The sequence below is a fragment of the Paenibacillus macerans genome, assembly GCF_900454495.1.
In the GTDB taxonomy this organism is placed as follows: domain Bacteria; phylum Bacillota; class Bacilli; order Paenibacillales; family Paenibacillaceae; genus Fontibacillus; species Fontibacillus macerans.
Genome location: NZ_UGSI01000002.1, coordinates 1,512,542 through 1,535,874, shown reverse-complemented (window position 1 = coordinate 1,535,874; position 23,333 = coordinate 1,512,542). Strand labels below are relative to the sequence as shown.

The 23,333-nt window shown below is 48.4% G+C and carries 24 protein-coding genes; 1 reads left to right on the top strand and 23 read right to left on the bottom strand.

What is annotated here, in order from left to right; all coding sequences use genetic code 11:
• The first annotated feature begins 109 nt into the window (after positions 1-109).
• Positions 110-1,486: a PTS transporter subunit EIIC gene (locus tag DYE26_RS30120; RefSeq protein WP_036620212.1), complete on the top strand. Its 1,377-nt coding sequence runs from the start codon at positions 110-112 to the stop codon at positions 1,484-1,486.
• 418 nt (positions 1,487-1,904) lie between these two features.
• On the opposite strand, the gene DYE26_RS30115 is transcribed toward DYE26_RS30120, so the two are convergent.
• The 23 genes from DYE26_RS30115 to DYE26_RS30000 form a co-directional block, all read right to left on the bottom strand.
• On the bottom strand, positions 1,905-2,657 hold the full coding sequence (locus DYE26_RS30115; RefSeq protein ID WP_036620210.1) for a hypothetical protein: 753 nt from the start codon (positions 2,655-2,657) through the stop codon (positions 1,905-1,907).
• A 49-nt stretch (positions 2,658-2,706) separates the two neighbouring features.
• The gene (locus tag DYE26_RS30110) at positions 2,707-3,168 is read right to left on the bottom strand and encodes a GNAT family N-acetyltransferase (protein WP_082207692.1); all 462 of its coding nucleotides are present in this window, start codon (positions 3,166-3,168) and stop codon (positions 2,707-2,709) included.
• Positions 3,169-3,177: 9 nt separating this feature from the next.
• Complete coding sequence (locus DYE26_RS30105) at positions 3,178-3,639, bottom strand: 8-oxo-dGTP diphosphatase (protein ID WP_036620208.1); 462 nt, start codon at positions 3,637-3,639, stop codon at positions 3,178-3,180.
• 38 nt (positions 3,640-3,677) lie between these two features.
• Positions 3,678-4,211 carry an AAA family ATPase gene (locus DYE26_RS30100; RefSeq protein WP_036620206.1) on the bottom strand — a complete coding sequence of 178 codons (534 nt, stop codon included), beginning with the start codon at positions 4,209-4,211 and terminating at the stop codon, positions 3,678-3,680.
• A 42-nt stretch (positions 4,212-4,253) separates the two neighbouring features.
• On the bottom strand, positions 4,254-4,418 hold the full coding sequence (locus tag DYE26_RS30095) for an alanine acetyltransferase (protein ID WP_082207691.1): 165 nt from the start codon (positions 4,416-4,418) through the stop codon (positions 4,254-4,256).
• 4 nt (positions 4,419-4,422) lie between these two features.
• Positions 4,423-4,905 (bottom strand): tetratricopeptide repeat protein, encoded by a 483-nt coding sequence (locus DYE26_RS30090; protein WP_036620204.1) that lies wholly within the window; start codon positions 4,903-4,905, stop codon positions 4,423-4,425.
• Positions 4,906-4,950: 45 nt separating this feature from the next.
• Positions 4,951-5,373, bottom strand: coding sequence for a hypothetical protein (locus tag DYE26_RS30085; RefSeq protein WP_036620201.1), 423 nt, complete (start codon positions 5,371-5,373; stop codon positions 4,951-4,953).
• A 13-nt stretch (positions 5,374-5,386) separates the two neighbouring features.
• Positions 5,387-5,950, bottom strand: coding sequence for a hypothetical protein (locus DYE26_RS30080; RefSeq protein WP_155619621.1), 564 nt, complete (start codon positions 5,948-5,950; stop codon positions 5,387-5,389).
• On the bottom strand, positions 5,941-6,510 hold the full coding sequence (locus DYE26_RS30075; protein ID WP_036620199.1) for a histidine phosphatase family protein: 570 nt from the start codon (positions 6,508-6,510) through the stop codon (positions 5,941-5,943). Before DYE26_RS30075 ends, DYE26_RS30080 begins: the two co-directional genes overlap by 10 nt.
• 52 nt (positions 6,511-6,562) lie before the next feature.
• The gene (locus DYE26_RS30070; protein WP_082207690.1) at positions 6,563-6,862 is read right to left on the bottom strand and encodes a GNAT family N-acetyltransferase; all 300 of its coding nucleotides are present in this window, start codon (positions 6,860-6,862) and stop codon (positions 6,563-6,565) included.
• Positions 6,863-6,931: 69 nt separating this feature from the next.
• Positions 6,932-7,261, bottom strand: coding sequence for a hypothetical protein (locus DYE26_RS30065; RefSeq protein WP_051985295.1), 330 nt, complete (start codon positions 7,259-7,261; stop codon positions 6,932-6,934).
• 48 nt (positions 7,262-7,309) lie between these two features.
• A complete protein-coding gene (locus DYE26_RS30060; RefSeq protein WP_036620197.1) occupies positions 7,310-7,660 on the bottom strand; it encodes a VOC family protein in 351 nt (116 codons plus the stop codon).
• A gap of 375 nt (positions 7,661-8,035) precedes the next feature.
• Positions 8,036-8,503 (bottom strand): hypothetical protein, encoded by a 468-nt coding sequence (locus DYE26_RS30050; RefSeq protein ID WP_051985294.1) that lies wholly within the window; start codon positions 8,501-8,503, stop codon positions 8,036-8,038.
• A gap of 387 nt (positions 8,504-8,890) precedes the next feature.
• Positions 8,891-9,538, bottom strand: coding sequence for a FusB/FusC family EF-G-binding protein (locus DYE26_RS30045; RefSeq protein WP_036620192.1), 648 nt, complete (start codon positions 9,536-9,538; stop codon positions 8,891-8,893).
• Between the two features lie 506 nt (positions 9,539-10,044).
• Positions 10,045-10,371, bottom strand: coding sequence for a DUF6933 domain-containing protein (locus tag DYE26_RS30040; protein WP_051985293.1), 327 nt, complete (start codon positions 10,369-10,371; stop codon positions 10,045-10,047).
• Positions 10,372-10,576: 205 nt separating this feature from the next.
• The gene (locus DYE26_RS30035; RefSeq protein WP_127463431.1) at positions 10,577-10,783 is read right to left on the bottom strand and encodes a hypothetical protein; all 207 of its coding nucleotides are present in this window, start codon (positions 10,781-10,783) and stop codon (positions 10,577-10,579) included.
• Positions 10,784-11,366: 583 nt separating this feature from the next.
• On the bottom strand, positions 11,367-12,422 hold the full coding sequence (locus DYE26_RS30030; RefSeq protein ID WP_036620190.1) for an NAD(P)-dependent alcohol dehydrogenase: 1,056 nt from the start codon (positions 12,420-12,422) through the stop codon (positions 11,367-11,369).
• Between the two features lie 41 nt (positions 12,423-12,463).
• Positions 12,464-14,086, bottom strand: a complete 1,623-nt coding sequence (locus DYE26_RS30025; RefSeq protein WP_036620188.1) for a glycoside hydrolase family 43 protein — start codon at positions 14,084-14,086, stop codon at positions 12,464-12,466.
• Between the two features lie 24 nt (positions 14,087-14,110).
• On the bottom strand, positions 14,111-17,566 hold the full coding sequence (locus DYE26_RS30020) for a glycoside hydrolase family 2 TIM barrel-domain containing protein (RefSeq protein ID WP_036620186.1): 3,456 nt from the start codon (positions 17,564-17,566) through the stop codon (positions 14,111-14,113).
• A gap of 41 nt (positions 17,567-17,607) precedes the next feature.
• Positions 17,608-19,680: an alpha-glucuronidase family glycosyl hydrolase gene (locus DYE26_RS30015; protein ID WP_036620184.1), complete on the bottom strand. Its 2,073-nt coding sequence runs from the start codon at positions 19,678-19,680 to the stop codon at positions 17,608-17,610.
• Between the two features lie 19 nt (positions 19,681-19,699).
• Positions 19,700-21,238 (bottom strand): extracellular solute-binding protein, encoded by a 1,539-nt coding sequence (locus DYE26_RS30010; protein ID WP_036620183.1) that lies wholly within the window; start codon positions 21,236-21,238, stop codon positions 19,700-19,702.
• A 257-nt stretch (positions 21,239-21,495) separates the two neighbouring features.
• Entirely contained in the window at positions 21,496-22,350 is an 855-nt protein-coding gene (locus DYE26_RS30005; protein WP_036620182.1) for a carbohydrate ABC transporter permease, read from the bottom strand.
• Between the two features lie 16 nt (positions 22,351-22,366).
• Positions 22,367-23,320: an ABC transporter permease gene (locus DYE26_RS30000; protein WP_036620181.1), complete on the bottom strand. Its 954-nt coding sequence runs from the start codon at positions 23,318-23,320 to the stop codon at positions 22,367-22,369.
• Positions 23,321-23,333 lie beyond the last annotated feature (13 nt).

Here is a 23,333-nt window from a genome sequence, read left to right as displayed (position 1 = left end):
TTTATTAGAAAAATTATTGAATTTTGGACTGCTTTTATCCAAAGAATGTTTGTGTTACTATTCAGGTTGTAAACGGAACCAAAACTTATTCCAGACAGGAGAATTTTGCATGAGTAAAGAACAAGTCGTACAGGATATCATTTCCAGGGTCGGCGGGGAGGGCAATATTGACAACGCTTGGCATTGCATGACCAGGCTCCGGTTTACTTTAAAAGATAAAAGCAAAGTGGACATCGAGAAAATCAAAGAGCTGGATCCCGTCTTGGGCGCGCAATTTAACAACGATCAATTCCAGATCGTGCTGGGTCCCAAAGTCAGCGAATATTTTAATGTTCTGGCCGGTGATTTAAAGATTTCCGACAAGGACCCCGCCGAAGCCGGACAAGCCGGAAAGAAACAAGATTTCGTTACGGTATTTATGAATATCGTATCGGGAGTGTTTGGTCCGATCGTGCCTGCGATCGCCGGGGCCGGTATGATCAAAGGGCTGCTTGCCGGATTGTCGGCGCTGGGGATCATATCGGATCAAAGCCAAACCGTGCAAATTATCAACATGATGGCCAGCGGCGTGTTTACCTTTTTACCGTTCTTCCTGGCGGCATCGGCAGCTAAAATTTTTAAAACCAATGAATATTTGGCGATCGCCATCGCCGCCACCATCATGTTCCCAACGATGGTGGACGCGGCCAAAGCCGGCGAAATATCGCAATTTCTTTTTATGGGCTTCATCCCGATCCCTGTTTTTAATTACACAGGTACGGTCATTCCGATTATTTTTGCGGTATGGTTGATGAGTTATGTTCATAAAATCGTAAACAAATTTATCCCGGAAGTGCTCAAAACGGTTGTTACGCCTACTTTGACGCTGTTTATTTCCGGTTTTCTGGCCTTGTCGGTAATCGGTCCCATCGGAATCTATTTGGGGAACGGGTTAGCTTGGGTCGTTCAAGGATTGTTTGATATCTCGCCTATTGTGGCCGGGGTTGTTGTGGGGGCGATTCGTCCGCTGGCCGTATTTACGGGGATGCACCATGCCATGACTCCCATCGCTCTGCAAAATTTCGCCACCCAGGGCTACGATATGCTGATGCCCATGATGTGTATGGCCAACTTCTCCATTGTAGGCGCTACCTTCGCCGTGTACTTCAAAGTCAATACGCCAAAAGAGAAGTCAATTATCGTCTCGGCCGCGATTTCCGGACTGCTGGGCATCACGGAGCCCGCCCTGTTCGGGGTTTTGGCAAAATATAAAAAAGCGTTTCTATCAGCAATCATCGCCAGTTCCGTCGCTTCGGCATTTATCAGTTTCTTTGGCGTCAGATTGTATGGATACGTACTTTCGAGCATCTTTAGCATTCCGGCTTACATCGGGCCATATTTCGTATATGCCATCTCCGGCATGATCATTGCGATTGTCTTGTCATTTACGTTGTGCTACCTGCTCCTAAGAAAAAGCGGTACTGGTACTGCTGCGCAATCCGCTTAATGGATTTCGGCTCGGGGAGAGTGGGGCCGCGGTTGGCTGCGGTTGGACTCCAGTTGGACTGCGGCGGATGTTGCTTGATCGCCTAACATGCAAAAACCGGACACCTTCGTCCGGTTTTTTGGCATTTTAGCCCCGGTGGACCATGGAGCGGATGACAGGCTACTCTAAACGGCAGATCCGGCCGCATGGGCGAGGCTAACGGACAGGAGCGACCTTATTTGCCTGAAAAATCGCCGCTCTGATTTCTAACGGACTGGGGAGGCGCTATTTGCTCGAAAATGGCCGGATACGTGCTCAAAAATGCCGAATAAGGTCTGTGGTGTCCGTTACACTTTGAAAACTGTTGATTTCATCGAAATAGCGGCGCTGGAGTCCGTTAGGATTCGCTTTACGGTTGCACCTGCACACTAGTGTCTCCCTAATCCCCATTTACAGAAACCAAACGTCTTAATGGATGACAATGGGGCGCGTTATTTTCGCAAAATTCAACCATACGGCGGTATTGCTCCAGTTCATTTCTCTCGTGATATCCATTCACTAACCCCCATGCGACAATCAAAGCGGGAATAAGCGGCAGCTTCTGCTGCTTTGCCTCCAAACTATGTAACATTTCGTCATGACATATCCCGGCAAGGATTTGCCCGATTTGTATGTACGCCTCATAGGTATCGATACTTTTTTGAGCCCCCGGAAACGCTGATGTCGTGGCTAAAGCTCTCGCTTGACGGGCTTCGGACAGCCCTAAATGAATGTTGCCGCTAAACAAGTGAATTAAACTCTTAATACTCCGGTCCAATGATTGAAACATCGGCTCTTTGGAGGCCCAATCCACCCTGCTCATCACGTCTTCGGCCTGCTTGTATTCTCCGTATAATACATATGAGATAGCCGTATTGTAAGCCATCAAACATTCCGCTGTTTTCTTTTGAGAATTGGAAGATTTCAATGGTTTTACGATCGTGTCTATTAACCTGGATGGATCTTCATGTTGAAGCGCTTTGGCCACACCATTTTTACTCCTAATTTTAAGTACCATAAATACAATCGCGACAACAACGGGGATCAGGATAATACCAAAATTTCCGCTTGCGAAAATACTATATATGGCTAACAAGCCGATAATAATTGCCGGTATCCAAAGCTTGATCAGATATTTATCATTTGGCTTCAAATCTTAAGTCTCCTCATTAAGGTTTATTGACATCATTTTAGCGCCAGTATCAAATCTCCATCCGCAAACGGATCATATCCCTGCACTGGATCCCGTTTTCATAAATCTCTTCATCATAATGTCTTACAAAAAAATCGCGATCCACCCCAACGATTCGAAAACCGTACTTCTGATACAAGGCCAGCTGTGAAACACTTGAATTGCCCGTGCCGATCTCAACCGTTTTGATGTTCATCTCTTTGGCGATTTGTATGGCGTGCGACAACATTTTTTTACCTAGTCCCTGACCTTGATAGTTCTCTTTCACTGCTATATTTACAATTTCAATCGTATCCGGCCGAGTCCTCAAAATAACGAATACACCAACTACCTCATCCTCTAACGAAGCCGTATAGCAAATACCTCTCGATAAATAATCATCAACTATAGCTTTAGAGGGATCTGCGAGCAACAATAAATCATAGGGCGCGGATAATTTATCTGATAGTTTTTCAATGGATACTTCCATAATATCCTCCTTCTATTGCCATTTCATCTCACTTGCAGCCTTATTCCATAGTCCGAATCCCTCGGAATATTTCTTGTCATTAAACATGGGCAGCCTTTCTCTAAACCCTTCCGCAAGGGGAAGCGAGGGTAACTCCTTAACATCTACCCAACTTAATCGGCCTTCTTCCGTTTCAGCCAATAAATCACCGCTATATTTCTCCGTTCGATAACAAAAAACCAGATACTTATCGCCGGTTTCATCATTAAACCAATGAATGATTCCGCATAGCTCCAAATCACTGATCGATAACCCTGTCTCTTCTTTAACTTCTCTGATTGTAGAATCTATAATACTTTCGCCGTCTTCGATATGTCCGCCCGGAAAAGCTATCCCCTTCCATGACTTAACTCTATTCTGTACTAAAACCTTGCCTTTGTCTTTATCGTAAATCATGCACATATTTGTCATTTCAACTTTGGACAACTTCGTCATCTCCTAAAGAATGCTCGCAAAATCACTTATTTTTCAATTTATTCTTTCCAAATGAGGTTTCCCAAAATTTCATCAACGGTTTCTTCGGGTGTTAAGTTAGAGGAATCTAACCACATTCCGGTTCGCAGAGTTTCCTTCCGCAGTACGTTATCTAATGCTTCTACGGTCCAAATTCCATATCCTTTCTTCGTTCGCGCAGCTTCCCTTTGTGCCACAACTGATTTATTGGGGCAAAGAACAACCACATCCAAAGGACGGTTACGGACAAATGATATAAACTCTTGCAGCATGGGGCCAATGATAACATCTTGAACAATCACGGTAAACCCTGCTTCAAAATAAAGATCGGCAGCTTGGGCCGTTAGCCTATGCCGGAGCAGCAATTGTTCTATTTCACCTTCTTCCGGGTTCGGCGTTACCTCACTGCGGTTATTGACAATCATTTTTCGAAACATATCCCCGCGTAAATGGACCGACTTTCCAAACCGTTCAGCAAGCAGTTGAGCCACCGTCGATTTTCCGCTCGCCATAATCCCCGTAATTAAAATGATCCGAGGATGTTCCGTTATCATATATAACGTCCCCCTATTTCTTTTTAGATTTATGCAATAACGTCATCTTATTTCAATTTCATGAATAACGCCGAACATTCCCGTCATTCCGTCATGTTTATGGAAACCATATTTATTGTAGAATGGCTCTTTACCTTGGGATGCAAATAAGCCTACAAATGATTTTTCCGGTGCATTGTCCTGCAAGTATTCCCTAATGGCTGCCATGATCCTATTCCCACACCTGATCTAACTTGTTTGAATAAAATTGAATGGCTCTCCTATAGGTTTGAATCCCTTTATCGCTGCTTGTTTCAGCCAATAAACTTAATAAAATTTCCATTGCAGCATTGTGTTCCTTAAGATTGTATTTAACCATTGCCAGGAAGACTTGATACTCTTTTGATTCCGGATATTCTTTTATCGCTTCTTCAAATATTTTCTCGGACTGTTGGTACATTCCAAGTGTTCGATACGTACTTCCCAAACCCAATAATGCTCCTTGTCTTTCCTCTCCTTGGAGTCCCAACTCCAAGGCTTTCTGGTAAAACGGGACCGCTTCCCTTTCTTGTCCCGCAGCATCATGTACCCAAGCACACTGGTACCAAACGGACGGATTCTTAGGATCTTGCGCTATCAAATCAAGCAGCAATGACTTGGCTTCTTCCAATTTTCCGCTTTGCCTGAGTTCTATGGCTTTTTCCAACTCGTTCATTAATGTTCATCCTCTACGATTATTTTCCCCTTTAGTCCGGCAAGTTCAAACAATCGTTGCACAGTATCCTGTTTCTTTGCCCTTTTTAACCGCCTCGACATAACCATTAAAGTAAAAAGGGATATTATCTTCTGTTCCATTTAGAATTCTTCCCCTCACTTTATCAAAAGCTAATAATGAAATTGAAAAATCCGGTTCACCCGTAATTAGAATCGGTTGTTTTCGATCTTGCACCCAATAGTACTTCCCGCCGCAGTTCCTTCTAGCAACTTCGAAAATATAACATCCTACCATAGAAGAGACTGAATCCAAATGTTCTTCATCCAATTCAAAATCGCATAGTTCATCAAGAAGATCATCTACATCATGTAGGCTTTCAATGCTAAAATTGAAATTTCCTTTATCTTCAAAATTTTTGGTGAAGCTTTCTGATGTTGATATTATGTCTTGCTCTAATGTATTTGGCATAGATTTCTCCTTTTCACATACCGTTTTTCTTAATGTACTTTTGTATTATTTCTTCATCCCAAAGCTGAACCTCGATATACCTTTCCGGTCCCTTACTGCCATCCTTATTCCATTGCTGGGGATACCCGTACTGTTCAATAATCAAAAATATCTCACGTTTCGTATATACTTGTTCCCGGTATGGCTTCCCATCCAGAAACCTCATGGTTGGAAACAAATCACCATAGGTGAAACTAATAGTATCCTCATCGATATCATCCAATGGGATTATTACTTCTTTGGCCTCGTTATACCAACTTTTAAGCCATTCACATGGACCTAACGTCAAATAATGGGGAAAACGGCTCCTGGGTTTTCCGCCTTTCTGAATAAACATCTTGCGAGCCCTATTCTCTAAATCTCTCCTAACTGTTAAATAATCCTCCGACCTTTGGCTCGCGAATACGCCCTTCTCTTTAAGGTTTCGCATGACATCTTCAGCATCTTCCATACTTAACCCTGACAAATTCCTGAACGGTCCGTGACTTGATTCAAAATAATGATATAAGAACAACTCCACCCGGTTCCTCAATTCCATATTCTCTTTACTTCCATTAAACTGCCCTCTTCAAACTCCATCCGGTAGATATCCGGTTTCGTTGTGCTTAACAAAAAATCGAAATCGTACTTACTGTTGAAATATCTCATCATTAATGTCATGACCAGTCCATGTGTGCCAATTACGATCTTTTTTCCTTGGTTTTCCTCTATTATCTTCTTCAAAACACCAATAGCCCGGTTCATACACATCGCACTGGACTCTCCTCCAGGCAATGAATAGTCGGGATCACCGATCATCTTATTTACTTCGGGATATAATTCCTGATCAGTCATTATCCGATTTTCGTTTGAAAATTCCAATTCCCTTAACTCTTCAAAAAGTAATATTTCTTTATCATAACACTTCGCTAATTCCTCGATGGTTAACACGGCTCTCCTATAAGGACTCGATACAAATACATCTATTCCTTCATTTTTAAGTATTTCCGTGATTCTTTTTGCATCAGACCATCCTTTGTCCGTCAGCCCGCGAGTTCTCTCATTATTTTCCGTTTTTGGGGACTCTCCATGTCTCACCATATAAATATATGTTTTCATACAACCTCCGACTTGAAATATTTGAAATATCTTCTTCACTTAAACGTACCCTTTAAGAAAAATGTTTTCTATATCCTTCAACCTTTTCATCTTTAAATCCTAATTTCTCATAAAAAGCATGTGCTTCTTTTCTATGTCCACCAGACACAAAAATTATATAATAACAGCTTCTTTCCTTAGCTATTGTTTCAATATTTGTCATCAATTTTTTCCCGATTCCTTGTTTACGAACACGATTGGAAACTACGACATTCTCAATTACCATAAAAGGTCTGCATTCCCCTGCTATATCCTGGAAAATAATCCCCATAACTGACCCTACTAATTCATTTTTTTTAAAAGCTCCAAGTATATAATAATTATCGTTACAATCATCCTAATGTCAGTATCGTTTCTGCCAATAAACTTGTTTTCATCTACATTATAATACTGATTGCGCCGACATCGTCAAACAATCATAGTCCACAATATAAAGTTTGTTGTCTGTTACTTTTATGTATCCTTCTGCCTTCCTGAAGCACTCTTCATCGGCTATTTCCGTTTCCGGACCTATGATTACATCTATATTCCATGAATGTTCAATTCCTTCGTTTGTCATTTGGTACACTAATATATTTTCGTTTATCATTTCACTACTAAAATGCTGCAGCAGTTCTACCAACTCCCAGTCTTCATTTACAAAGGACTTGTAATTCTGAGCGTTGACTAACCCTATAAAGCTTGTATCACCGTACTCTAAGTAAATATTCATAAGGGCACCCTCCCTAGTTCTTTGATTTTTAATGCTCAAATGCTCAAATCACCGATGGGCAAGAATATTTACTAATTTCCCAAATGGGTCTCGAACATAAAATCGCCTAACCCCCCAGGGCTCATCCGCAGGCCCATACTCTATTGGAAATCCAGATTCCTTCATTCGTTTATATGCAAAATCGACATCATCAACTTCAATGGATAAATCAGGTGTAGGAGTCTTAGAACCTCCCTCTGAAGCAAAAGAGATTTGTACTTTCATTGCTTCATCAGATCCGTATGTGGCAATCCAACCCTGATCCATTAATAAATTTAGTCCCAATACTTCCTGATAAAAGTACTTAGCTTTTTCAATCTGCTCTGTATGGATGTTGGTCACTATTCTTTTGACTATCATCGTCATTAGCCTCCATTTACATTTATAAGCTTTTTAAATAGTCTGTAGTCCCTGTTAATTCCGACCATCTAGCCGAAAGAAATTTTGCATAGTTTAAAGGGCTGATGCCATAAGTTCCAAGAGAATGCCCGTCGCTCGACCAATTTCATATCTCTCTCCCACCCGAAAGAAGTGAAGTCTTCATTAGCGATAAATGCATTTACATTGTAGAAATCCCCATTCTTGTCTGCCTGTATATACGCTCTCATTATATTGATACCTCACAATTCTCCATAAAACTAATCAAATACAAAATACATATGAACGGCACTATTTTTTCATTCTTTAGTTGTGCTTGCCGGAAAAATATTCTTTAGAAGCAACTGTGTTATTTTATTATATTCCAAAGTGTATAACACATTGATTAGTTTCTAAGGCGGTGTCTATTACCTCTATTAATTTGCTTAATGATTCGATTAATTCATTTCGCGTAACTGATATCTTTTCGTAGCGCCCTTCATCTGACCCTGCTTCCCAACCGTAATTTCCGGTAATAATAAACTCTGGAGGAGCGTTCAAAAAAAGTTCCTTCCAAGATGAAATAATATTCCTAAAAGTATTCAGATTCTCTTTATCCCGGATAATCGTATATCCATATACATCCAATCCAAATCCATGAAAGGCATCACTCGGCCCCCTAGATTTAATCCATGCGAGAGTATCACTAATATAATTAATAAAATCATCATTTATTGAAACCTGAGGCAAAACTTCAATTCCATTAATAACAATTTTGTTTTTATCCCATGTCACATTTTCTAAAGGTGCTCGTTCATCCCCAACTATAAATTCATGATATGGCATGAAATTATTCCTCCTTTCAGATTATTAATTCTCGTAATCTTATTCTTGTACAAACCAATTCTTCATTAAATGATTCATTAAACGAGTCCTTTAAAGATCAATCCAAAGATCCAAAGCAATCCCGTTATAAAGAAATAAATGGGTCAAAAACAGTTCAACATCGGATTCATCACTTTGCCCAGATAATATTAAAACGCTTTATATTCAATCTTTTCACTTATCCATGTAGGACACTCAATACTCGGTTCGACAATTACAGCTTTGGTGAATAATTTATTAATAAGGTTTCACTTCCTTTCTGCATGCTGTAAGCACAATGCCTTAGATTCACTCATTACTAACACAATAGGCTGCCTTAAACGGCAGCCTATTTCTGGTTATGGCAATTTATTTACTTGCGGAGAGAATGAACTTCTCCAGTGATCCTGTATCGGTAATACTGTGATTGCATGCCTGGTTGTCCATACATACGTAGTTGCCCATAAGCGAAATATTATCCGGCGAAACGTTGGCAGGCTTGGTTTTGACCGAAAAGAAGGCAAGTTCCTGATGCCGATTACAGAACAGGCAGTACCCCTTCTTATTGATCGGCGTAATTCTCCCCTCGATGCCGACGAACCGTCCTTCGTACGGATATACTATGAATAACTTGTTCGTGGCGATATCCACCCAACTCAGATACGTCACAAATCGAAAGTCGATGGACTGTAAATCCGGCACTTTCAGCTTCTTATTTTTAGGGAATAGCTTCTGAATTTGCTTCGGCGTAATCGGCGGAAAAGGCTCCACGTATGCTTCCAGGGCGCTAAGGTATCTCTGGAAATCATAGGCCGTCTCGAAGGTCGAGATTTGTCCCAGCATCTTCTGCTGCTCCTCCGTCAGAACCGGAAATGCTTCAACAATGTTTGCTACGGCACTATACCTTACGGTTTCCAAGACACTCCGATCCGCAACGGTTCGCAAAGTTTTCTGAAGAAATTCCGCTTGTTTCTTAATCACGTTAAATTGGTGGTTTCTAATAAATGGTGTACTCATAGCTTTCAGCCCCTTATTTATTTTGAAAGATGATCAATAAGGTGCAACGCCTGTTATTAGAAACGATAAAGTTTAAGTTTGGGCGATCCAATTCATCCTATCACGCCCCACGCAAAGTATCGCCCCAAATCAGGCTTTGCATGAGGACTCCCTAGCTAATGAGCAATTCAGTATTGCCACCGGTCCTACCCCCAATCACATATCATACGCAAAGTATAGCAGCAAGTCCCGGGAGGCGCAATTTTTTTCGGTGGATGGATTAAATGTATCTCCTCAGACCAACATTCTTCCTAATTTCACAATAACCTGATCTTTAGAAGTGTGGTAAACCAAGGTTTTATCTGTACTATTTTGACCGGCCGTGTCATGAGTACTTTCTTTCTAGTGCATCCTTGAATACTTTAATGGGTTTTTGATAATCAATGGGCTTGTAGCCAGGCACTCAGGTCAAAAGTGTGATCAAACTCTGCATTTCTGCTATAGCGTGACATTTCTGTCATCGTCCCCTAAACACTCTTATCATTGGTAATTCCTATACTAACCTCCCCGGCTTCAAATAAATATTGTTCAACCACACTTTTCTTTATCCCCTCTAGCTGTAAATATTCTTTAAGTTCGGACTTGAATTTTTCCTGCAGTTTGCTTAATTGCGAACTCCGAATCCCATCGAGGATCAAACATAATCGACTTGAGTTATTGACAAAGATGATATGTTTTCTTTTTAGCTGCAATATATTAACATGCCAACAAAATAGCGGATCAACCTCACCTATGTCAACTGGATCTACCTTCATATCTTTTAAAAGTTTTTGAGTGAATCTAAACGCAAGCACAACGTTCCCTCCTCGTTAATTTGAACCGGTATCCCATAACGTTGTTGCATTCCCGATACATCTATCAATAAGTTCATTCCATTCATTCAATAATCAGTTTGATGAGTTCTTCTTCTTCAAACATCTTCAATACTCTTTCGCGATTTCTTTGATCCTTGAAATCATACCATCTTTTCAACAAATCATCGTCCTCCGATAAAGTGTCCTAAAACCTTCTAAAAACGCCCCTTCCCCCACTTAGAGCACGTTCAAGCGAGTTCTTCATTCTCTTGTCTGTCATGGTTTCAGTGAATTCTTCCATATCCTCGAACGATTGCCATGATTCAATTTGTGGCACTCTGATATAGCGCTCTCCAAATTCTTCCTCAATTCTTTCTTCAAGCTCAGGATCATTGTCAATGTAATCTCCCAACATCTCTACTTCCCCGGCCTACAAATCAAAATAATATTTCATTTCATGTCCCGTATGCTCACTGGCAAAGACTATTTCTTCAAACTGATGCGCTGTTAATTTGATTTCTCTCACTTCAAATCTCCACCTTAGTTCTCGCCCCCGATTCTTTTTTTCAAAAAATAATGATCAGGCCAACCGCTATAACCGTCTGTAACTTTTGATCCCATCGAACCTTCCTTCTTCCCATGAAAAACGAGCAAACTATTGAAACTGATTCATGAAGTCGCTGTCAAAGTCGGGAAGTTTTCCACTCTGACACAACGTTCTGATTGGAAATATCCAATTGAATTGGAAACTCAATGGCAGATACGGAAGTTAGATTGGAAATTTCCAATTGATCTGGCTCTGCACCGTGCAAAATAGGCGATTGGAGCAAATTCTATTGGATATTCTCCAATGAGAGTACCAAATTGCGATTGATACCGTCAATCTATTGGATTTTTTCCAATGAGAGGTGGCATCATGCATATGACGATCCGGTATTCACAAAACACCCCAGCCCTAGATAACTCTTATCTTAGGTTGGGGTATTATACATTGCTTAAGACATATTCGGATAGATCATCACCTTTATACTGGTCTCTTTCGCCGTACGCGCCGTTTCCACCGCTTCTTTAATGTCCGTAAGCGCATAGCGGTGGGTGATGATTTTCTCCATCTCGGCGGAGGAATGCTGCAGCGCCTGAATCGCCGGCTTGTACGTGTTGGCGTAGCGGAAAACGCCGTAGGCATCGATCTCGCCGTCGATCAGTTGGCCCATATCCATCGGCACCGTGTCCGAAGCGGGCAAGCCGACGAAGACGATTCTTCCGCCGCGCCGTACCAGCTTGATCGTATCGGCCATCGCTTTGGCATTGCCCGACGATTCGACGATGAGGGTGATCCCCTCTCCTCCCGTCAGCTCGGCAAGCCGCTCCCGTACATCCTCGCCGGCCGGATCAAGCGCTGCGGTAAAGCCCAGGTCGAGGGCCATTTGCCGCCGCAGCGGCACCATATCCGTTCCGTAGATTTCGGATACGCCGAACAGCTTCGCCGCCTGCCCCGCAAGCAGGCCGATCGGGCCGAGGCCGGTGATCAGCAGCCGGTCAAACGGCTTGGCCCGGCCGCGAAGCAAGGCGTGAAAGCCGACGGACAGCGGCTCAAGCAGCGCGCCCTCCTCGTAGCTCATCGTATCCGGCAGCTTAAACAGGTAATCGCTGGGCATCACAATGTATTCCGCCCACGCGCCGTTCACGGGAGGCGTCGCCAGGAAAGCGACATCCGGGCACAAATTGTAGCGCCCGCTTTTGCAATAATCGCAATGGCCGCAGGCCACCCCCGGCTCCACCGCCACCCGGTCGCCCACCGCTACATTCGTTACGTTAACGCCTACTTCCACCACCTCGCCGGCCAATTCATGGCCCAGCACGATCGGCTCCTTGACCACGTAACGGCCGATTTTGCCGTGCTCGTAATAATGCACGTCCGATCCGCATATGCCGATGCAATACACTTTGATCAGCGCTTCGTTTTCCTTGGGAACGGGAATTTCCATCTCCTTGACGGCGATGGACAACGGTTTGTCCATGATCGCCGCTTTCATTGTACCTGCCGCCATAAGTGCTCACCTCTTATACAATAGTGGGATATATGCCGAACTCAATCTCCAAACTCCCGGTACGCAAAATAATCAAAATCCCCATGGAGCCTGCGCCCGCTTAAATCGTGCACACAAACGCCGATAAACGCGCCGGTGAACCCCTGATCCAGCAAGACGCCCCCGCGCTTTGTCTCCGCGTTCTCGTCAGACATGCGTCCGGCATCCAGCACCGGCCCGGCAGCGGTCCAAGCGGAACCGTCAAGCGAGTAGTAAAATTGAGCCTGCTCATAATGAAGCGTTAGCTTCAGATAAACCCGTTCGCATCCGTCCACGGATATTTCCTGATCCAGCGGCTCATCGTATACCCCCTGGTCGCTCGTCAGGATAGCGAGGCTTTTGCCCAACGTTTCGTCCCAGCTGATTCGCAAATAATACCAGTTCCGGGCGTTATAATAGTAGACCAGCCCGGCCATTTGCTGATACGTCTCGGGCTCGAACTCTACCGCTGTCTCCGCTTCCGCGGTGAACGCCTGCTGCCGGCGGGCCACCAGGCTCTGGCCATGGGCGGAAGAGAAGGACTCTCGTCCGCGAAGGCGCAGATACCCCGGCCGCTCCCGCAGCGTAAGCCACGATTCGTCCGCCGGTACGCGCAGGGTATTGAAATGGACGGCAAGCGTCTCGCCATCAAAATGATCGATGCCCGTACCGTGCGGCGGCTGCTCGGGAAAAGGATGCTCCGGCAAATCCGCAGGGGCGGCGGCCGTAAGCTCCGGCTCACAACCTCCGCTCACCGGCCGCAGCCAGCCATCCTCCGTCCACTCCACTTGCTGAATCGCCGTCTCCCGGCCCAGATTACACATACGGGACGTCTTTAAGGGCCGGCCGCATAAATGAACCATATACCATTCGCCCGCGGCCGTTTCCACCAGATCCGCGTGTCCCGCCCGCTGCAGCGGGAGCCCGGGATTAAACCTTGAGGTCAGAATCGGATTCGCCGGATCGACCTCATACGGTCCCAGGATGGACTCCGAACGGGCCATCGTAACGGCATGCTCATAGCGGGTGCCGCCTTCCGCGGTCAGCAGATAATAATAGCGGCCGCGGCGGTAAAGATGCGGTCCCTCCGTCAGGCCAAGCGAAGTCCCGCGGAAAATGTTATGCACCGGCCCAACCAGCTTTCGCTGCCGCTCATCGTACTCCTGGATCACGATCCCGCCGAAGCGATTTCGTCCTTTCCGGTGGTCCCACACCATGTTGAGCAGCCATTTCCGGCCGTCCGTGTCGTGGAATAACGACGGATCAAAGCCGCTGCTGTTCAGATAGACCGGCTCCGACCACGGCCCCTTAATATCGGAAGCATACACCAGATAATTGTGCGAATCCTTAAACGGTCCGATATGGCTTTTTACATCGGTATATACGAGATAAAAGATCCCGTCGCTGTAACTTAGACACGGCGCCCACACGCCGCCGGAGCTGGGATTGCCCAGCATGTTCAACTGGCTGGTCCGCGTCAGCGGATGCGGCAATAACCGCCAGTGCTTGAGATCGCGGGAATGGTGAAGCTGAACGCCGGGAAACCATTCAAACGTTGACGTGGCGATATAATAATCGTCACCGGCGCGGATGATCGAAGGATCGGGATTAAAACCGGGCAAGATCGGGTTAACAATCGTCTTCATTTTTGGAGCTCTCTCCTCTCCGAATTACCGTTCAAACCGGAACCAGCCAAAGTCGAAACGGCTCCCCGGCAAAAAGATAAACGTCACATTCTGCACGCCGGTCACCTTGTCCAAAGGAAACTCCTTCACCTCGTAACCGTCGGTGTGCGCAAACTCGATCAGCTGCTGCCGGCTTTCGCCGTCCTGACCGGAGAACCGCACGTGAAGCGTATTTTTATCGATCGGCGAATGTCCGTAAACGGCCAGCTTTGCGGCGCCTTCCGCCGTAAAGTCCATCTCCTTGATCTCCAGGGAGACATTATTGCCGATGCCTTCGACGCGGCTGTCCACGATCTTGAAGGAATCGCCATAGATGTGATCGCAGTCCGCGGCGGCGTTTTGCGCAAAGGCCCGATTCTGACGGGTAAAATAAAAACCTTTGATATGAACCTTCTGCCTGAGCACAAAACAAATCGAAGTAATGCCGCGGAGCCGCTTGTTTAGGCGGAACGTTTCCTCCTGGTACACGTTCCATTTCGTTTCTTTTTGGTACACGGCATCGGCCAGCAGCTCGCTGCCCGCTTCGCCCGGCATGCCTTCCCAAATCTGCAGCGGGTAAGGTTCGCTGGTTAAGGCAAAGATGGGGATGGTAATCTCATTCGAGCCATGGGAACCGAAATCGAGATTCCGGAATCCGACCCGGGTTTCCCCATCCCTGCTGGTGGCTACGCCTCTTTCGTTGCCGTTGCCGAGTTCGCCTTGGCTGTAGTCGTACAGCCCGGCGGAGATAAAGCCGTAAGGGTCCTTACCCGCCATGCCTAGTCCGGAGGCCGTAAACTCCAGCTCGGAGATCAGCTTGATTTTGTCGCTGCCGTTTTTGCTGGTGCACCGAACGCGAAAATTTCCATCCCCTAACGCCGTAATTCGCGCCATATGGCCATTGTCCTCCATTTGCGCCAGATTGTAAGGAATGCCGGCATCGTTGACCACGCTCCATTCCACTTCCGTATAGGTAGTGTTGTGAGGGTACAGTTTCGCTTCAACCTCAACCATCGATTTCGTATCGTCCAAATGCTGTCCCGAGCGGCTGAGCAATTCGATTTTACGCAGCGGAATTTCGTCCGGGTTTCCCATAACGATAGGCAGTTCCCGATTACTCTGTTGAGCGGAGATTCCCCGCAGCTCCTCTTCCGCACAAGGCAGGGCGGCAAACTCCAGCGTCCGGCTGTCCATGCCGATTGAACTCACCTTCATCCGGATTGTGCCCGGCTCAGTACCGGCCGCAACGATCGCCATCAATTTTCCGCTGAACAATCTTCGGCTTAACCCTTTGTACGGATCGTAATCCGTGCTGTCTCCGTTATCGAGCCCCACCAGCCGGCCCGCTCCCGTAACTTCAACGAACACCCGGTTGTTCGCGTTCTCCACGGGCCGCCCGTCCTCATCCTCCATCGTAATTTCCACGAAAATAAGATCCGTTCCGTTTGCGATCAGAGATTCCTTATCCGGCTTCAGCTTGATTTGTCTCGCGTCTTTGAAAGAGGTGCGGACGTCGGCCGCAATCACCCGGCCGTGCTCATCATAAGCGATGGCTTTGATCTCCCCTTCACGATAAGGGATCTTCCACCATCCGGCCAGCTCTTGCCCATGCTTGTGGTCGATCTCGCGGCTCCCCACGGTCACGCCATTGCAGAACAGTTCCACTCGGGGGGCGTTCGAGCAGACGCGGACATCGATCATTTGCCCGGGATTGAAATCCCAGTACGGAAAAAGATGCACCATCGGCCGCTCTTTGTAATTCGTCCATTCCGCCTGATAGATGTAATACGAGTCTTTGGGGAACGTAGCCGTGTCAATTTGCCCAAAATAGGCGTTTTTCGTATGATACGGGGTCGGCTCCCCGATATAGTCAAACCCGGTCCAAATGAACTGCCCCAAGGAGAACGGAGTATCCCTTTCCGCCAAAATGCAAGCTTCCGCCGACTTCGCCCCCCAGCTGGTGGAGCTGTTCCCGAGCGCCGAGCACTGCTCATCGTCATCGGCCAGAATGGACTGCTCGAACGGGAAATGGTACACGCCCCGGCTCTGCACGACCGAAGCCGTTTCACTGCCGTAGATGATCCAGTCCGGATGCTCGGCATGATGCTGGCGGTAGTATTTTTCCGCATAATTGTAGCCTGCGACCTTGACGAGATCCGCGCATTTCCGGGCATTTTTCCAAGGCATGTAATTGGAGCCGATCGTCACCCGGGCGTTCTGCTTCGGATCGGATTTGCGCACTTCCGCCATCAGCAGCCTGGTGATTTCCTGCCCTCTTTCATCTGCATGAGTATCATAGATTTCATTCCCGATGCTCCACAGCAAAAGGCTGGGGTGGTTGCGGTCCCGCCTGACCCAGCTCTTTACGTCCACAGCGGCCCAATCTTTGAAAAAGCGTGCGTAATCGTAAGCGGTTTTTGGTCTTTCCCACATGTCAAAAGCTTCGGACACGACCAGCAACCCCATCTCATCCGCCAAATCCATCAGCTCAGGCGCCGGCATATTGTGGGCCGTCCGGATCGCATTGACGCCCATCTCCCGCAAAATCCGCAATCTCCGCCGCAAGGCTTCTTTGTTGAACGCCGCTCCCAAAGCGCCGAGATCGTGGTGTTCGCAAACGCCGTTCAATTTCATGTGTTTCCCGTTCAAAAAGAAACCTGCGTTCGGATCAAGGCGGATCTCCCGGAATCCGACGGATTGGGCAACGGTTTCAATAACCGGGCCGCCGGCGGAGCCGCCCGCTCCCGCCGCAGCCGGCCGCAGCTCGGTCACGAGCGTATACAAATGCGGCGCTTCCGTGCTCCAAAGCTGCGGGTCAGGAACCGTCAGCTTTTGCAGGTTCAGAATGACGGCGGAATCGTTGTGTCCTGCCCCTGGCGAGACCTGTTCCGCACTGGACTGAATGATCTCCCCTTTGTACAAAAGCGTATGAGTGAGCACCGCATCCCGATCAAGCTTTAACTCGGTTTCGATATCCGCCTGCCATTCGTCTCCGTCCCGCGCGGCTGAAACATAGATCCCATTCGTGACAATATGGCTGCGGCCCCGCGTTTTCAGCCACACATTGCGGTAAATCCCGGCGCCGGAATACCACCTGCTGTTGGGACTTCGAAACACAACCTTGAGCACAATTTCGTTTTCCCCGGCTGCCAGCGCCTCCGTGATTTCATGCTCGAAGGAGGAATAGCCGTATTTCCACTCCCCGATCTGCTGCCCGTTCACATACAAAGTAGAGTCCATGTAAACCCCGTCGAAGGCCAACAATACCTGCTCATCGCTGCCTGTATACGTGAACGTTTTCCTATACCAGCCGATGCTGTTTTCGTACAGATCCAGCGTATTGTAGATCAGCCAGTCATGAGGAATATCGACCGGTTTAAAGCTCAGTTCGCCCGGACTTGCGGTCTCCAGACCGCTTTTGGCAAATTCCCAACCGTCGTTAAACCGTCTCTTCTTATTCATCGCCTCTCGCCCTCTTTCCGTTCCTAATAATAGTGCGACCTCTAATAGATCGTACGCCCGTGTTCGTCGGCAATACCGGACTTACGGAAAAAATACGTATTGATTTGATCCCGCCATTCCAAGGCGTGCTGTGCTTGTTGCTGAAGACGGCCGCGCACATTCTCGAACTGCCGGGCGTCCATGCTTCCTTCCAGGGTCAGCCACGATTCCAGAAAGTCCGCCGCCTGCTCCGCCCCGGCAAAATGCGTGTCGTAAATATGTTGAATAACCGTTTTGCCGGAATGCAGCTTATGGGTATACGGAACATGGTGGAAAAACAGCAGCAATTCGTCCGGGCACGTATCCGGCGATTCATAACGGTCCGCATGCGGTTTATAATATTGGGCGGCGTATCCGGTTCCCGTCTTCACGGTCCGGTCCACGCCGATGCCGTCCCTGTCGGCAAAATGATAGGTGCCCCACCTGGAATATTCGTAGCCATCCACGTTCGGCCCGTAATGATGATCCGGATTCACCATCCAGCCGACGCCAAGCGGGGCGGTGTAGTTTTCATAGGCCCGCCAGGAGTTTAAGAGGATGTTCAGAATGGTCTCCACCAGCCTCGGCTCGGTGCCGAACGTTAAATAAATCCACTCTCTGGCAATCTGTTCCGCGGTCAGCCGCGGGTTCCAGCTCAAACGGCCAAATCCGTATAAATTCGCCTGGGCCAAAACATGTCCCGTCCAGTTCGCGTCGTTCCCGATATTGGATACGGCCGCGATCCCGCCAAGCCTTCGGCCAAACAGCGAGCCGGACACTGCCTTGGCCACGGTGGAGCCTTCGCCGCGGGCAAACGTGTCGAACTCAAGCGCTTCCTTCCACTGCGGCACCAGATAGCAGACATGCCTCGCTTGCCCCGTATATTCCTGAGCGATTTGCAGCTCCAGCACTTGGTTCGTCGAAGGCAAAGCCCCGAACAATGGCGATACCGGCTCGCGGACCTGAAAATCCAGCGGCCCGTTTTTGATCTGCAAAATCACATTGTCGTGGAAATGACCGTCGAGCGGCGTGAAATGATCGTAGGCGGCTCGGGCCCGGTCCGTGCTGCGATCGCGCCAGTCCTGCTGACAGTTGTAAACGAAGCAGCGCCATATCACGGTGCCGCCGTAAGGCCGCAGCGCTTCCGCCAGCATGTTCGCCCCGTCGACATGGTTGCGGCCGTACGTGAACGGCCCGGGGCGGGATTCGGAATCCGCCTTGACCAGGAACCCGCCGAAATCGGGAATAGCCCGGTAAATTTCCTTGGCCGCATTTTTCCACCACGCTCTGACCCCCTCATCAAGCGGATCGGCTGTGGGCAAATCTCCAACCTGCATCGGGCTTGCAAAATTAATGCTTAGAAACGTCGCGATGCCATACCTGCGCAGTACCTCGGCAACCCGGACCACTTCGGACAACTGCGGCTGCGTGATGAGCAGCGATTCGTGTTGATGAACATTGACGTTGTTGATGGATATCGCGTTGATTCCCGTAGAGGACAGCAGCCGGGCATAATCCTTGATTCGGGAAAGATCGCCGACGATACGGTTATTTTCGTAAAAGATCGATTGCCCCGCGTACCCGCGTTCAATGCTGCCGTCCATGTTGTCCCACTGGTTGATCATCCTTAGTCCGTCCATGGGAGCTTCCTGAATATCCAGGTCCTCGAGCGCGCTTCCCATTTGCATAAGCCTAAGCAGATGAAAAGCCGCGTATAAAGTTCCGCGGTCCGATCGCCCGGCGGCGAGCAGGCACTTCCGCCCGTCCAAAGGCAAAGTTTTGAGTATGTAACTATCCGCGGATGAAGTGGATAGCGAGGATAAAGCTTCGTCGATCGCATCCGACTGCCCCCAGGTGCCCAGCAAAATATAATGGGCTGCGGTGGGGGACTGTCGATCCTGCGGACTCGAACCGGTTATCGCGAGAATGCCAAGGTGAAGCTCCTCAATTGCCGATTCAAGCACGATGCCGGCGGCGGCCGGGGAGACAAGCTCCCCGCACCACTTTCGGTATTCATTCAGTTTTTCCGGATCGTTGACCGCCGGGTACCGCAGCCAGCATTTGTAAACCTCACTGTGATGGCTTAGCCGTTGCATGGAAATACCTCCGCTTTTGCTATTTCGATTTGGCCAATGCGGCGGCATACTCTTCGGCCACCTTGTCGCCGCCCGCTTGCTTAAATTTCTCCAGCTGCTGCTTCCAGCCGTTCTCATCCAACTTGCCCATGATAAATTTCACTTTGGCGTCAATCAGGATTTGCGTCAGTTCCGCGCCGCGTTCCGCCCATGTATCGGAGACCAGGCTCATCGTAGGGTCCTTGACCGCGAATTGCTCGTTTTCCTTCTCGACCTGAAGCACTTTCTCGGAGATCGGATCAAGGTCGCCCGGCGTTTTGATCGCAGTTAAAGGCACCGTCACAAGAGGTTTGTTGTAGGGGAAGGAAACCTCATTATCGTAAAGCTCCTGGTTGAGGCGAACCGCCTTCCCGTCTTTGATTTCGTAGTGCTTGCCTGCGATCCCCCACTCCAGCAGGTCCGCCATTTCCTTGTCGGCCAGCTTGTCAAAGAAAGCCAGCAGCTGCTTCAGCTCCGCTTCGCTTTTCACGCTCGATTTCGGGAACATGAGAATGCCGTTGGAGCCGCGGTCCGCCGCCACCCGCCGTCCCTGCGGCCCTTCCAGGGCGCTGACGAAATCCAGCTTCGCCGCGGGGTTCACTTTCTCGACGCGGGTTTGAAAGCCGAGCACGTTGTTGGTCGTGGCGTTAATCACGCCGGCTTTGCCGTTCTCCAGGTTGCCTTCGTTTTGTCCGACATCGATCGAGGCAAAATCTTTGTTCATCAGCCCTTCATCGTAGAGCTTTTTCATAAATTTGAGATATTCCAGGTATTCCGGCGTCTCCTCCGCTTTCACGAATTTTCCGTCCGTTTCGCTCCAATTGTTGGGCGCGCCGAAAGCGGAGCTAAGGTCAAAGGAGATATTGTTGTTGCTGATCATGATCGTAACCCCTACGGTATCGTTTTTGCCGTTTTTGTCGGGGTCCTGCTCTGTAAACGCTTTTAACATTTGGTATAGATCATCAAGCGTTTGAGGCGGCTGCATGCCGAGATGATCGAGCCAGTCCTGACGGTAAACCGAAGTATACCGGGAGACGGGACGGAACCGCGGAATCCCGTAAACCCTACCTTCGATGGATACGTTGTCGTAGACAAGCTGAGGCATGGAGGCCAGATTTTTATAATCTTTGATCAGATCCGTAATATCCCAGAAGGCCCCGTTTTTGGCGGCCGTGATCAGATAGGACTGATTGGGCGCGCCGCAGCTCGCCAGCACCTGCGGCAGCTCGCCGGAGGCGATCATGACCGGCAGCTTGGTGCAGAAGTCGTTGCTGGAGATGTGGGTAAGATCAAGTTCGGTGTTCGTGTATTGCTCCATCGCCCGCTCGACTTCGTTATCTTTTTGCGGAACTTCCTTTCCGTCAAAATTCAAGGTCATCTTGATTTTAAGCGGCTGATTAGCCGAACCGGAACCGGAGTCCGCGCCGGAGCCTGCTTGGTTTGCCTTGTCGGAGCCGCACCCGGCCAGCAGCGAGCCGGCCAGAACCAAAATGAGCGCTGCGGCTCCCGACTTTTTCCATAATCTATTTCTACGTTTCATACCTAATGCCTCCCTTTTTAGAGGTTGTTCAAAAAGTCGTCTCCCCATGACGAAGTAGTTCAGGGACTGGATCGGGCGTCGAATCTTGAATTCAGCCGGGCCAAGCATATGCTTTCGGAGCATGTTTCCTTCGGAAACATTTCCGTTGCTCACGTAGATCTGTCTACGCTCCGCTACTCAGTCCCTAGCTTCATTCAACCTTCTCGGTCCTGAAAACCCAACTTTTTGAACACGCACTTTTAAATAAAACAATCTCGTCAACCTTTCACGGAGCCCATCAAAGCGCCTTTGGCGAAATGCTTTTGCAGAAACGGGTAGACGATCATAATCGGCAGCGTGGAAACGACGATCACGGCCATTTTGACCCCTTGCCCATAGTAGGCCACGCTCTCTCCACCGTCTCCCGAACCGAGTCCGGCGGAAGCCAGGATCACGATTTGTCTGAGGATCACCTGGACCGGCCATAAATCCGGTTTATTGATATACAGGATCGCGTTGAAATACTGGTTCCAGATACCCACCGCGTAAAATAATCCAAACGCGGCCAGAGCCGGAAGCGACAGCGGAAATACGATCCGGAGCAATACCGTCAGTTCATGGGCGCCGTCGATTTTCGCGGATTCGAGCAGTTCGGGCGGTACGCTGGAGAAGAAATCGCGCATCACGATCAAATAGAACGCGCTGATCATCCCCGGAATGATCAGGGACCAGGTCGTATCCAGCATGTGCAGGTTCTTGACGACGAAATACGTAGGAATCATCCCTCCCTGGAACACCATCGTGAACAGGACCATCAGGAGGATGCCGCTCCGCCCGGGCAGAACCTTGTAGGACAGCGAATACGCCATCAGCGCGGTTGTCAGCAAGCTGAGAAACGTTCCCACCAGCGTAATGTATACGGATACTCCGATGCTCTGCATGAAAGTATGGGTGGAGAAAATATACCGGTAGGGCTCCAGGGAAAATTCCGTGGGCCACACGGTGTTCTGATTCGAAAATGAAGTGATCACCACATAAACAAACGGTAAAAACATGGCCAACCCCACAAGGCTCAGCAGCACATAGTTAAAGGCGTCAAACAGCCGGCTTAATAGGGTAGAATGCGTATGCATGGGCCGCCCCTCCTTTCTAGTAGATCCCCTCTTCGCCAAACATTTTGGCGATTTTATTGGCGAAAATGACCAAGATAAAACCGATCGCGGATTTGAACAGGCCCACGGCGGTGCTGTAGCTGAATTGTCCCTGCAGCAGCCCTACCCGGTACACATACGTATCAAACACCTCGCCGACCTCGCGGTTGATCGCGTTCAGCATCAGGAAGATCTGTTCAAAGCCAAGATCCAGGAAGGTGCCCATCCGGAGAATAAACAGCACCACAATCACGCTGCGAATGGACGGGAGCGTAATATGCCACAGCAGCCTGAACCGGCTGGCGCCGTCCATTCTGGCCGCTTCATACAGCTGCGTGTTCACGCCCGCAAGCGCCGCCAGAAAAATAATCGTTCCCCATCCGGCATCTTTCCAAATGAGCTGAAGGATAATGAGCGGGCGGAACCATGCGGTGCTGGTCAGAAACTCAACCGGCTGCCCGCTCAGAGCCGTAATTCCGCTGTTGATGATACCGTTTTCAGTGGACAGCAGCACATAGGAGATCCCGGCGATCACGACCCATGACAGGAAATGCGGCACATAAACGAGCGTTTGCACGACTCTTTTGAAGGCCTCTTTTCTTATTTCGTTCAAAAGCAGGGCGAGCACAATCGTGATCGGGAAGTAGATAATCGTGTTGTATAACCCGAGCAGGAGCGTATTCCGAAACAATTGCCAGAATTCATCCATGCCGAAGAAACGCTGGAAATGCGCGAATCCCACCCACTCGCTTCCCATAAGCCCCGCGTAAGGCTGGTAATTTTTGAAGGCCATAATCAAGCCCCAAAGCGGAACATACTTAAAAATAATAAAATAGAGGATGCCCGGAAGCATAAACGCATACAGCCAGCGGTATTTCCAGACGGCAGCGAAGCGGGGACGTGTTCCCAGTTCAGGCTTTGCCGCCCTCGCCGCGATTTTCGCTACGTTCACAAACCACACCCCT